This is a genomic window from Flavobacterium branchiicola, from assembly GCF_018383905.1.
GTDB classification, from domain to species: Bacteria; Bacteroidota; Bacteroidia; order Flavobacteriales; family Flavobacteriaceae; genus Flavobacterium; species Flavobacterium branchiicola.
The window spans coordinates 129,088-142,183 of sequence record NZ_JAGYWA010000006.1 but is presented as its reverse complement, the minus strand read 5'-3'; the positions used below and the strand labels follow the sequence as shown (position 1 = coordinate 142,183).

The window sequence follows — 13,096 nt, the reverse complement described above, 5'->3', positions numbered from 1 at the left end:
TTTTAAATCATTTAAAGTAATTAAAACAAGATTAAATTTATTGAGAATGTCTAACTCTTCTAAATTTTTGAATGAAGTCTTATGAACATCCCTAAAACCATCATCATATACTTCATAACCTTTCCAATAAAAGCTGAGACAAATAGCCTCCGTTGCCATGAAATGCCACAAATTAATATTTATTTTGTATAATTATGATTCAATTATAACTTTTGAATATTTTTTCGAGAGATAATTAAATCCTTCAATGGGTTTAACTCTAAAATATATTGTATAAAAAGAGCAAAAATAATTAGTATAGGAACTATTGTAATTATATTAAAAAATCTAGCTACCGTAAATGCTTGATCTTGATATATATACACTAAGTTAATAGCAAAAAGGGTGTATATACCACCAAATATTATGTTATTGGGCAACAGCTTAAAGAATGTATTTCGCATAAATGAAGTAATTAATCCAAGTATAAAACAATAAATAATTTGACCTATTGTATTAAAATATAATATCGCAAAATAATTATATCGGGCATTAGGTCCCGAAAGCATACCATTAGGATAATGATATTGATAAATCTCAATACCACAATCTAGTGGAAGTTTTTCCCAAGAAACTATACGAAGCATTCCTAAAGGATCTTTAAATAATTGTAAAAGACCACTATCATTATTCATAATTCTAATAACATTATCAGGAAAAGTCATATAATAAATATCTCCAAAAGAAATTACTCTCTGTCCTAATGACAACAGAAGAGAATCTTCAGATTCACTTCCAGAATTTACAAGCTGAACATACATTACAACAAATATCAAAGGAATGGAAGAATAGATAAGAATTTTTTGAAACTTAGATATTTTCTTCACTACACCAGCAACCGAATTACCTTTAATTTTAAGCATATACAGATTTAAAAAAAATAAATAGTATACCAAAAAAATCAAGTTCGTTTTACTACCAGAGAGCAATAAAAATATTATAACTAAAAATAAATATAAATAATTATAAAGTCGTCCTATTACTGAGATTCCTGAGCAATAAAACACTCTGTAAAGTAATAAGAAAGTGCCCATCACATTGACAATTTCAATAATCCTTCCTATAAGACCAAATCCGCTACCCCCTGCGAAAGTAGACATCCTACTTTCCAAAAGCAAAGGAATACCTACTACTATATAAGTCAATAATTGAAACCCAATATGCAAGAAACTGGATATGTAAAATAATATACTTACAAACTTTTCAGAAAAAATACTTGAAGATACAGGATTTTTATTTTGATAAATAGATTTATACTTTATGGGTCTTATGATAAAAAAACCCGCAAAAAAAGCTAACTCTGTAAAAATAAATCTATAAAACAATTCAGCACTTATGGCGTCATTAAAGTACAGAAAAAAAACAGTAGACGCTGATAGTCCTGAAATAATCGTAATTAATAAAAATGGGTCAAAAAACGAATAAATATATTTTCTATGTAAAAAAAAATATACTACACTGATAAATAGCGCAAAAAAAATTACACTCCCTAGATTCTGTTCCGCAAAAAGAAAAAAATCAACATAATTCATATTACATTAATTTAGAATCTTTGACTGCTTTTATAATAACCTTTTTTCGAGGCATATCATAAAGTAATATTTTTGCAAATGAAGTTAGATAGGTATAAAAAAGCGAAGACAAGAACTCTATTCCCTTAAAATGTTTTCTTATAAAATAAAGTCTATTTCTTAAAAAATAGTAGGTTGAAAATAATGATGCCCTTCCTCCAGTACTTACACTCACTTTATGTTCAATGTTCAATGAGGGGTCCAGTAAAATTTTAAAACCTGAATTATTGATTCTGACACAAAAATCTACATCTTCCCAATAAACGAAGAACTTTTCATCAAACAAACCTATTTTTTCAAAAATATTTTTATGAACCATTAAAAAACATGCTGGAGCAAACTCAACAAATCTCTCGTCTTGTTTAACCTCAGAAATTGGTTTAAATTCATTTTCATGAATATTTAAACCTTTGTATTTATTTATGTATCCTCCAGAAAACCAAATTTCATTTGTTCCGTAGTATAAAATTTGTGGCGTTACAACCTTAGAAATTGCGCACTTGTCTTTTAACGAACTTAATAAATTTGCTTGTGTAAAAAACACATCATTATTGGCCAATAATATATATTCAAAATCGTTTTTTAAAACTTCTTGCAATACAATATTATTACCCCTTGCAAATCCAGAATTATCTTTACATTCTATGTATTGAACGGAATTACTTAAATTGTACTTATCTGATAAACTATAAACTATCTCTTTTGTTGTATCATTTGCATCATTATCAAGAAGAAAAAGAGTAAAATTGGCATTTTTTTGCAACGAAAGGCTTTGAAAAAAATCTTCTAACAACTCATCACTCTTATAAAGTATACTAATTATAGCTATTTTTCCACTCAAACTATTTTCTCCCATTTTTCTGTTTTTTCATTAAATCTTTTTACAATAGTAGCAGGACTACCTACAACAATAACATTTTGGGGAACGTCTTTTGTAACAACACTATTGGCTCCAACGATACTTCCGCTACCTATGTTGACATTAGGTAAAACAACAACACCATCACCCAGCCAAACGTTATCACCGATTATCACGACTTTATCATTTGGTAATCTTCTCAATGTTGGTGATAAAATGCGGGGATCATCTTGATTCTCGCCACTATAAATACCATGTGCATGATCCGTAATATGTACTTTACTTCCCAATAAAACACCATTACCAATTATTACCTTGTTAGTACATGCAATATGGACATTATCACTAAATCTTACAAATGTCCCTATTTCTATTGAAGGATTGTATTCAAATTCTAGATGTCTTTCAACTGCTTCAATCCAAACATTTGAACCCGTTTGAAAATTATCTCCAATCTTAATAAATTTACATCCTCTTATTTTAGCACCGCTAGATAAATGGAATCCATCGCCAACCTCTTTAATATAAAACTTCCAAATTCTCGAAGTAATTTTCTCAATTAAATAGTTATATAAATCTGGAAGTGGTCTTTTTAGATTTCTAATTATCATAAAAATTACTTTATAATTTTATAAATTCTTAAATTGATCTTTACATAAATTAAATTATATCTGATAAATTGCTTAATACACATAAGCTTATATTTTCTCTCTTTAAACCATTTTATATTTCTATAGAAAGTTTTAATTATACTAACAATTAGCCTTCTTCTCTGTAATAAAGGTATTGCCGCACCAGAGGTATTATAATCATGTACTCTATAAAGAGACACTGGTTTATCTTGAAATAATATAGATTTTATTGCCGCTGCTCGTTGAATGAAAAACCAATCCTCGGCATTAATATCCTTAGGATATACACCAATAATATTGTACAATGCCTTATTTATCATTAAAACCGCACCAGAGATTGAAGGATTCATTAAGACTTCTTCAATGATGCCTTCGTCATATTTATATTTTTCCTTATTTCCTCTATTATACTCAGTCATGGTACTGTTTAGTATAATTTCTCCTTCAGAATTAATTACTTTAGCGTCACTTACTAAAACTAATTTTCCTTTCTCTTCATTTTGCTCTAAGAGACGAACTCTTTCAGAAATAGTATTTCCATAAAGAACATCATCACTTGGCAGCCAAACAATGTACTTCCCTCTTGCTTTCGCAACTAATTCATTTGCTGTTTCGCAAACTCCTTTATTGGGTCTAAAATAATACTCTACAGAAACTAAATGTTCATTTTCCTTTATCCATCTTTTAACAATTTCCTCCGAGTTATCTGAAGAACCATCATTAATAATAATGAGCTCTTTGTTTGTATAATCTTCTTTTAAAACACTATCAAGCGCTTCTTTAACATATTTCTCATGGTTATACAATGCTGTAAGAACCGATACTAAAGGAGTATTACTCATTTTTAGAAAAAATTAACTTACGGAAATAACATCCCATAAATACAAAATATATAAAATAATTTATAGCAAATGCTATAGTAATTCCAATCAAACCAAATATATCAACACATATATACCCTAAGATAAGATATATTATGCTAAAAACAATTTCTGTTACAATAAACAATTTAGTCATTGCTTTTGCAAGCATTAAATAAGCTATCAGCCAAGCCGCTATCTTAAAAAAATCTCCAATAAGTTGAAACAAAAAAAGTTCCTGCATATCAAAAAAACTACCAGTATATAATATTTTTATTACAAGAAATCTGCACAAATAAATAACCGCGCAGCCAATAAATACAGTAGGCATTATTATTTTATAACCATAAAACATTTCTGCCCTTATATCTTTATCATTTTTAAGAGATGATAGTTTTGGCAAATAATATGTGCTCAAGGCTGTTGTAATTAGCAATAGATAACCATCTGACACTTTCATCATTCCTTGCCAGTAGCCTGCTGCATCTAAATTTACTTTCGAAATAACCATATTACGAAGTAAAATTTGAACAACTGGTGCTGTAAATACAGACACTAATGCCATCATGCTAAACCCTCCAAGTTTCTTTGCTAATTCAGTGCTAAAAGGTCTTTTAAAATAATTCCAACTAAACCAATCACTTTTAAAAACAAAAAATACAGTTACAAAAAAAATTACTGATTGCGATAGCACTATTGAATATAGCGCTCCCTCTGTTTTATAAAAATAAACTAATACAACTGTAAAGATTAAACCTATTACACTTCCTAAAGTATTTACAATTGTATATTGCTTTATTTGTCGTTTACCATTAATAATTGAAATTAAAAGACTATTTAAAGAATAAAATATAATTGTTAGTCCTAAAACTCTAATCGCATTCTCATAAATAGATGTTTTTAATATAAGTTCAGAAAAATAATTAGCGAATAACAACAACCATAAACCAAAAAAAATAGAACAAGCAATTGAGATTTTTAAAGCTGTGCTCAATAATTTTTTTTGTTTGAACTCATTACCATCATATTCCGCAGTATATTTTACAACACCTGTATTAATCGCTCCATTAGAAACTGTTAAAATTATAGCAACACCTGCAGGACCAGTAAACATTGCAACAACCTTGTTTGCAATAAAACCTGATGCAATGCGAATAAATGTAGTAATTGCTGAATATAAGGAAGTCTTAATTAACTGCAAATCAATAAAAATTTATAACATCAACAACTCTTTTAATCTCTTCATTAGTCATAACCGGACTTATTGGCAAGCTTAAAACTTCTTCATGAATCTTTTCTGTAATTGGCATCGAAAGATTATTCAAAAATGTATAACATTTTTGTTTATGAGGAGGAATTGGATAATGTATCAATGTTTGTATCTGATTTTGTTCTAGATACTTCTTTAAATCATCTCTTTCATTTGAACGTATTACGAAAAGATGCCAAACATGTTCATCAGAATTAATAATGGTAGGAACAATAATTTTACTGTTCTTAATATTTGAAATATAATAATCTGCTATCTCCTTACGGCGATTATTTTCTTTATCAATATAGTCAAATTTAACACTTAAAAAAGCAGCTTGAATTTCATCCATCCTACTATTTAGTCCTTGATAATTATTAACATATTTTTCTAAAGACCCATAGTTTGCAATTGCTCTGACAATATTTGCCAATTCAGGATTTTTCGTAGTTACAGCTCCCGAATCACCTAAAGCACCAAGATTTTTACCTGGATAAAAACTAAAACCTGCAGCATCACCTAAATTACCAGTCTTTATTCCATTCCAAGTTGCGCCTATAGCTTGTGCGTTATCTTCTATAACTTTTAAATTATACTTTTTGGCAAAACTTTCTAATTCTAAACTCCAGCAAACTCTACCATATAAATGCACAATCATAATGGCTTTGGTTCTAGATGTTACTTTTGATTCTAGTTTGCTAATATCTAAATTAAATGTTTCTAAATCAGGCTCCGCTAAAATTGGCACCAAGCCATTGTCAGTAATGGCAAGTAGTGATGCAATGTAAGTATTTGCCGGAACAATTACTTCATCTCCCTCTTTCAAAATACCTAACTCAATATATCCTTTAAAAATTAACCTTAAAGCATCTAGCCCATTAGCAACACCTATCGCATTCTCAACTTTTATATATGAAGCCAGTTTCTGTTCAAAAGTTTTTAATTTATCGCCCAATAAGAACCAACCTGAATCAATTACTTCAGATGCTGCCTTTTTTAGTTCTGAAGCATATTGTTCATTAATCTTTTGAAGATCTAAAAATTTAATCATTATTTTCTATATTTTTTATTTCACTTTGCGTTAACTTTCTAATTAATCTCGCTGGAGTTCCTCCTATAATTGAATAATCCGAAAAAGAACTATTTACAAAACTATTTGCAGCAACAACACAAAATTTACCTAGAATTACATTAGGCATAATAATGACACTTGCTCCTATCCAAGAATGATCACCTATTATTACTTCCCCTTTAACTATTGGAAATATACGCTGAAGCATTTGTGATGCATTTGGTCCAGAACCTGACATCAAATTTACATTTTGTGCGAAGCTAACATAATTCCCAATTTTTACTTTCGCATTAAACCCCTCAACTATCGAGTTAATTCCAAAGTAACAATTTCTACCAACTTCTAATATATTCTCTGCAGAACCAAAAAGTCTTACATTACTTGCTATTTTAGTATAATCACCAATACATACATTATTTACATTAGAATCCTTTTCTATGTAAACCTCTTTACCAAGATTAATATTAGAAGTTATCATTTATAAATTTATTTTGATGTAATTTTTAATACATTCGCTAATATAAATCATCTCAGCTCGACTTAGATTTTGATGGTTCGGAATAAAAAAAGCATCTTCACCATAAAAAACACTACATTGAATTCCATGCTTAAATAAGTATTCTTTAGCTGAGCTCAAATCTTTAATTATATTATTGTTATTCAAGAGTAATACCGATGGAACAATTTTTTCTTTTGTCTCAAATCTCAAAGTGAATCCTAATTCAGATAATTGAGAAAATGCAAATTCAAAATTTTCTTTTCTTTGCAGCAAAAGTTTCTGTTCATTTTGCAAGCTGTCCGACAAAACATTTTTGATATATCTTTCTTCTTCGAAAGTTATTAAAGAAGATCTATTATTAAAATCATCAACATTTTTAACAATCAACCCACCTATTTGAATTGGAAAGAATTTCGGAAAACTATAAATTGAAAAATCACCATATTTTCCAATTTTATCATTTTTATCTTGACTAAAAAAAGTAGTACAACAATCTTCGATAATTGGTATGTTCATTTTTTTTAGATCTTCCATTTCTTGAAATGGATATCCGAACTCATGATTAACAAATATTACTTTAGTCTCTGCAGTAATCTCACGATTCCATCTACAAATTTGTTCTATTTCTTTTGTAACACATGAACTAATATAAAAATTATTTGATGTAGTTAAAATTGTTACTAAATCAGTTCTATCAAGTTTATAATGATTGAGTGCCAATTTAATCGCTTCACGCCCATTTAAAGTATATTGCCAATTATTACCAAATTTATTGTCAAAATATACTTTGTCATAATTAGATTCTTGCAAATCATTATTATGCTCGATAAACTCAGTTTTAAACGGGCTAATTCTAAATGAAGGAAGTAAAAAAGGGTCTGGATTATATATAAACATCTATTGAATTTTTTTTAAAAAAGTAGCTTTAAGACTTAAATCACATCCTATACTTTCTTTAAATTCACATAAACCGTGATTTGGAATAGAATTCTCCGTTGACGGCCCTATATCGACAATGTTTATACCAACACTTTCATAATATTTAAAAATTTCATGAGATAAAAAATTCATTGTTTTACATTCTGAATATAAAGGCAAATCCCCCCAATATATAACTTGAACTATCCCTTCACTAACATGGAATACAATTGCAGATGCAATGGCAATATCTTCTTTTTTGACCAAAAAGAAATCACCTTGTATTACCGAGGTTGTCTTTTGCACTAATTCCCATGACATTCTAAGAGGAAAACCTCGTTGCTTTCGATTATCTGCAATTATATCATAGGCAATATGACAATCTTTTTCTTCTAATTTTTCAAAAGACAGGTCAAATTTCAAGCTTCTTTTCAAATTTTTCTTAGCATTGTACCAAATTTTAGACATATAATCTTCAACAACTTTATCTGTCGAAAATTGATAATTTACGTCTAAATTTATCTGTTCAAAGTTAGCTCTGAACAGAGAGCTTTGCTGCTTTGTAATAAAATTATTATTATAAAAAAGTGGTGGTAAAACAATTTTAATTCCTTTAAAATCATTTGCTCTACTCCACTCTTCCAATACTTTAACAGCTGAATCAATTTGGTTAAGCCCAATATCATCATTAGCTAATTGAAATCCTCCAAAAGGGGCTGAAAAAGGAGAAAGCAAAATTCCATCTCTTAACCCAAGAATAATTCCAAGTCTTATCTTCGTATCTTTGAAAATTAAATAAAAAACCTTTTCACATTTATCTTCATTTAATCGATTAAAGTCCCCAGAATTAAACGTATGATATTTTTTCAGCAAGACATTATCATAGTAAACTGAATCAACTTCTATAATTTCCATTTCAGATATTCTTTATAATTTCTTAGATAATCATTTTCGCTATACTTTTCAGATGCAAGGACTAATAATATCGATCCAGAAGAGAAACTTTCTAAATCTCTCCAAATTCCCGGTGGAACATACAAGCCATAATTAGGATTATTTAATGTAATGCTCCTTTTTACTTTACCATCATCTAATATTACATTAAAACTACCACTTGCAGCAATAATCAATTGATGTAACTCCTTGTGTGCATGTGCACCTCGACTTTCACCGCCGGGAACATCATATAAATAATATATTCTTTTTACTTCAAAAGGAAGTAAATTCTCCTGATGATCTAAAACTGTTATATTACCAGATTGATTTTGTATTTGAGGCAGTTCAATCACAGAGCAATTAAATACGTTACTCATTTTTCAACAATTTATATTTATCAAAGTCTCTAATGTAATCTTCCTCATTATAAAATTCATCAGAAACAATTAATGCTAGAGAATTAGTGGAAAAATTCTCTAAACTACGCCAATACATTTTAGGTATATATAAACCATAGTAAGATCTATTTAACTGAAATTTCAATTCTCTTTCTCCATCATTCAAAACAACATCAAAGCTGCCAGAAAGAGCAATAATAAACTCCTGCTGTTCTTTAAAAGCATGTCCTCCTCTCATTTCTCCTCCAGGTACATCGTAAATCCAATAAGTTCTTTTGATTTCGAATGGTAATTGTTCTAGATTTTCAAAAAAAGATAAATTTCCTCTTGGATCCTGTATTTTTGGCAAAGTAATTAATAATGGCTCCATTTTATTTCAGATATATAATATCACTTTCTTTTTAGGTAATAATAATTATAAATTAAACTTTTACAACGAATTCAACTGTTTTGCTACTCTCTTTATTATTAAAACAAATAATGACAAAAATGTTCCTAAAAATAGACCCAAAAATACAGCTTTAATTTTTCCAACTCTTTCCTTTTTCAGAGGCAAAATGGGTCTGTCAATTACCTGAATTAAAGGAGTCTCTTTACGTAGAGTTACTTTAGCTAATTCAGCTTGTTTTACCAATTCAGTTAATATTGCTGTATTAGCTTGAACATCTACTTGTCTTCTAACAGAAGGTGCCCTACGAACATTTAAAGCTGGATTTAAATTAAAAGTGTTATCATTTGCAACAGCAACTCCTGTAATCGCTCCATTAAGTTCGCCTCTAATAGAATCAACTTGTCTTTCTAATATTAACATATTGATTCTTGCCTTTTTACTTTTTGTTTCCACATAGAACTTTCCAACCTGTACAGCCAAAGCTTCGCAAAAATACTTGGCAAATAATTCATTTTTTGAAGAAACATCCATAGTAATTATTGATACTTTTTTATCTTTTTGATTAACCATTAAATCTGATTTAGACAAATCAGTATAAATTACTCCTAAAATACTATCGTGTTCTCTTGTAAATTTTTTTTGATCAGCATTTGGCAGAAACTTAATTGAAGTAATTTTTGGCTTATCAGACCATTTTTTTCTCCAGTCATTATTCTGAATATACATTTCTGCAAGAGAAATAACTTTACCATTTACATTCACTGGAGACAACAGAGTTTTTTGTACCATTGTTCGAGATTTAAAAAGTTCAGTTAAATTTGAACCTGCAAAAATTCCTCCTCCACTACCTCCTAAATCCAATCCAAAAGAACTAGCTAAGCCTAAGGCTCCACCTAGACCTCCAGATCCTTTTTCATCTTCTACAGCAAATGTTAATGTTGCTGTGTAAATAGGTTTTTTAATAAATGAATAAGCTAAAACAACTCCAGCTCCAATTATAGAAGACAATACAATTACTTTCCATTTAGAAAGCAAATATGCATACCATTGCTTTGCTTTTTGTATTAATTCTTTTAACGACATTTCCTCGTTTTCAATACTTATGTTTTTCATGAAAATGATTTATTTAAAAGCCGTTACAATTAATAAAGCTAAGCTAGAGATTACACTACCAATCCCAACCCATTCTCCTGCGGTCATTTTCTTCTTTTCAGGCTTTTCAGGCACAACAATTTGAGAATCTGGTTCTACTCTAGGATATGATCTAAAAAACAAGAAAGACTGAGTTACAGATGCTTTCCCATTCGGATAAATAATATAGGCCTTTTTCTTCCATCCCTTACTATCTACACCTCCAACCGAATTTATATAGTATTTAAATCCTTTTCCATTTCTATACGGAATTTCAGAAGTGAGCAATACATTTCCAGTCACTTTAACACCTTCGTTGTAAACTGCTACTTCAATTTCATCCCCCGGAAATAATGTAACATTAGAATAATGATTTTTATCTTTTACAATTTTTTCCCAATTAACTGGAATTGTAGCGTATTTTAATTCATCTCTTAGTTTTTTTGATAACTTAGAATTAAGTGTATCTTTTTGTTTCAAATTAACTCCCTCTTGCTTTGATTTAGCCAATTCTTCGTCAGTTCCTGTTTTTTTATCAAGGTTAAGGTTTATATTTTCCAATTGTTCAATCTGTTCCTGTTTAATTGGTCTCTTAATCTTCATACCATCTAAATTAGCAATAGATGTTAAGCCTCCTGCTCGCATTACAACATTATACACCCTTTCTTTTTTATTTGCTAATACATATTTCCCAGGATAGGTAACAGCTCCACTAACTTTTACCATTTCTGGCTTTTCGTAAACTGCCATTTTACGGATATTAATCACATCAAATGGTTTTAATACAAAATTTTTAATCTGTTCGTTGTTGTCAGCAGTGATTTCGAGTTCAACTAATTCTATACGTTTCGGATCAGCATCATCTATTACATCTGATTTTATCATTCTTGCGATTTCTACTCGTTTAGAAGCCGAACCTGTCAATCCTCCTACCTGAATAACTAAATCATTCAAAGTTAAATTTTCGAAATACTCGTATTCACCTGGATTTTTAACCTCTCCGTCAATAGTAATTTTATATTCTTCTCTGAAATCAAGAATCGAATAAACTGTTATAATATCTTCTCGTTTTAATTCAATATCAGCATTTAAATCTCCTGACAAAGCATTTCCTAAATCTACATTTACAATTTCAGTCGTTAAATCAGTCTTTAAACGAATAATTCTTGCTCTTTTTGTGTAAGCATCTTCTTTTAGTCCTTCCGCTCTTGTAATAAGATCTGAAATTCTCATACCTTCACTATAAGAATAATAATCTGGTCTAAAGACCGCTCCTTCAATTTTAATACGATTTTCGAATCGATTTAAAATTTTAGTCACTCTGAAAACATCACCAGATTGTGGCAAATATGAACCATATTCACTTTCGTTGATATCATGTATCTTAAACTCTTTTCCCGTTTTTTGCATCACATTTACAGATGCTGTATATGCAAATTCATTAAATCCGGAAGCAAAAGATAATAAATCTGTAAATGTCTCTCCCTTTTTCATTTCAAAAATACCGGGACGCTTTACTTCTCCTTCTACTACAACTCTTTGAGTGTAAGCAGGGATTCTGATAACATCGTTATCTCGTAAGTTTACATTATCTGATTGATCTCCTTTTACTAAAAACTTATAAATATCAATATTCTTATAAACCTTATTATTTCTAATTAACTCTATATTTCTGTAACTACCATTTTTCCCAGGTCCCCCGGCTAAATGTAAAGCATTATAAACAGAAGCTAAAGATGAAATGGAATAATTTCCTGGTTGCTTACCTCCTACAATTGTCACTTTAATTGTTCTTATATCGCTTAAACTAACGCTAACTTGAGATTGTCCAGATCTTACGGTACTGTATACTCTTGCGATTGCAGCTTTAATTTTTTGTGAAGCTGCTTCAATAGACATTCCTGCAACTGCAATTTGACCAACATTCGTAATTGAAACCTTACCTTCAAAATTTACCGGAACAGTATCTTCAAATTGCTGAACACCATATACACTCACCTCTAATTTATCTCCCGGTCCCAGAACATAATTTACTGGTGTTGCCATTTTTAGATCTGGTTCAAAATTCAAAGTCGGATTATCAAATAATTCAGATCCAAAAATTAAAGCATTTAATGAATCCTTTATTTTTTCGTTTTTAATTTTTTCCTGTTTTCTTCCAAATTCAGAATCTTTATCAAATTCTTTTGATTTATCATCTTTCTTTTTATCCTTATCTTTTTTATCCTTATCCTTATCCTTATCTTTCGAGTTCTTCTTTTCATATTCCGTAACTCGAATTCTTAATTTATCAAATTCACTTTGACTCATCCCTTTTGACAAAGCCATAGATTCAACATCATTAATTGTCGCATTATTACTTTTTAACTGAGAAACTATCTTTGCAATTTCATCATCTGATAAATAATCAACTTTTACAGTACTTAAATCTTTAGATTTTATTATATCTTGTGCATTTGCATTAAATGACATTAACATAATACAAAACAGAGCAAGAACATATATTATCTTTTTCATATATAAATTAGAATTAACCATGAA

Annotated in this window: 13 protein-coding genes; all 13 read right to left on the bottom strand. The window is 29.4% G+C overall.

Annotated elements, in window-relative coordinates; all coding sequences use genetic code 11:
* Positions 1 to 203 precede the first annotated feature (203 nt).
* The 13 genes from KHA98_RS15885 to KHA98_RS15825 are packed head-to-tail and all read right to left on the bottom strand — an operon-like array spanning position 204 to position 13,072.
* On the bottom strand, positions 204 to 1,571 hold the full coding sequence (locus KHA98_RS15885) for an O-antigen polymerase (RefSeq protein ID WP_213258885.1): 1,368 nt from the start codon (positions 1,569 to 1,571) through the stop codon (positions 204 to 206).
* Between the two features lies 1 nt (position 1,572).
* On the bottom strand, positions 1,573 to 2,466 hold the full coding sequence (locus KHA98_RS15880) for a glycosyltransferase family 2 protein (RefSeq protein ID WP_213258884.1): 894 nt from the start codon (positions 2,464 to 2,466) through the stop codon (positions 1,573 to 1,575).
* Complete coding sequence (locus tag KHA98_RS15875; protein WP_213258883.1) at positions 2,448 to 3,080, bottom strand: DapH/DapD/GlmU-related protein; 633 nt, start codon at positions 3,078 to 3,080, stop codon at positions 2,448 to 2,450. Before KHA98_RS15875 ends, KHA98_RS15880 begins: the two co-directional genes overlap by 19 nt.
* Positions 3,081 to 3,085: 5 nt before the next feature.
* A complete protein-coding gene (locus KHA98_RS15870) occupies positions 3,086 to 3,943 on the bottom strand; it encodes a glycosyltransferase (RefSeq protein ID WP_213258882.1) in 858 nt (285 codons plus the stop codon).
* Positions 3,936 to 5,162: an O-antigen translocase gene (locus KHA98_RS15865; protein WP_213258881.1), complete on the bottom strand. Its 1,227-nt coding sequence runs from the start codon at positions 5,160 to 5,162 to the stop codon at positions 3,936 to 3,938. Before KHA98_RS15865 ends, KHA98_RS15870 begins: the two co-directional genes overlap by 8 nt.
* A 1-nt stretch (position 5,163) precedes the next feature.
* Complete coding sequence (locus KHA98_RS15860) at positions 5,164 to 6,261, bottom strand: DegT/DnrJ/EryC1/StrS family aminotransferase (protein WP_213258880.1); 1,098 nt, start codon at positions 6,259 to 6,261, stop codon at positions 5,164 to 5,166.
* Entirely contained in the window at positions 6,254 to 6,760 is a 507-nt protein-coding gene (locus KHA98_RS15855) for an acyltransferase (protein WP_213258879.1), read from the bottom strand. The genes KHA98_RS15860 and KHA98_RS15855 overlap by 8 nt, the downstream gene beginning before the upstream one ends.
* On the bottom strand, positions 6,761 to 7,678 hold the full coding sequence (locus KHA98_RS15850; RefSeq protein ID WP_213258878.1) for a DegT/DnrJ/EryC1/StrS family aminotransferase: 918 nt from the start codon (positions 7,676 to 7,678) through the stop codon (positions 6,761 to 6,763).
* Positions 7,679 to 8,614: a hypothetical protein gene (locus KHA98_RS15845; RefSeq protein WP_213258877.1), complete on the bottom strand. Its 936-nt coding sequence runs from the start codon at positions 8,612 to 8,614 to the stop codon at positions 7,679 to 7,681.
* Positions 8,602 to 9,012 (bottom strand): sugar 3,4-ketoisomerase, encoded by a 411-nt coding sequence (locus KHA98_RS15840; RefSeq protein WP_213258876.1) that lies wholly within the window; start codon positions 9,010 to 9,012, stop codon positions 8,602 to 8,604. The genes KHA98_RS15845 and KHA98_RS15840 overlap by 13 nt, the downstream gene beginning before the upstream one ends.
* On the bottom strand, positions 9,005 to 9,403 hold the full coding sequence (locus KHA98_RS15835) for a sugar 3,4-ketoisomerase (protein WP_213258875.1): 399 nt from the start codon (positions 9,401 to 9,403) through the stop codon (positions 9,005 to 9,007). The genes KHA98_RS15840 and KHA98_RS15835 overlap by 8 nt, the downstream gene beginning before the upstream one ends.
* A gap of 60 nt (positions 9,404 to 9,463) precedes the next feature.
* Positions 9,464 to 10,537, bottom strand: a complete 1,074-nt coding sequence (locus tag KHA98_RS15830) for a Wzz/FepE/Etk N-terminal domain-containing protein (protein WP_213258874.1) — start codon at positions 10,535 to 10,537, stop codon at positions 9,464 to 9,466.
* A gap of 9 nt (positions 10,538 to 10,546) precedes the next feature.
* A complete protein-coding gene (locus KHA98_RS15825) occupies positions 10,547 to 13,072 on the bottom strand; it encodes an SLBB domain-containing protein (protein ID WP_213258873.1) in 2,526 nt (841 codons plus the stop codon).
* Positions 13,073 to 13,096: the final 24 nt, after the last annotated feature.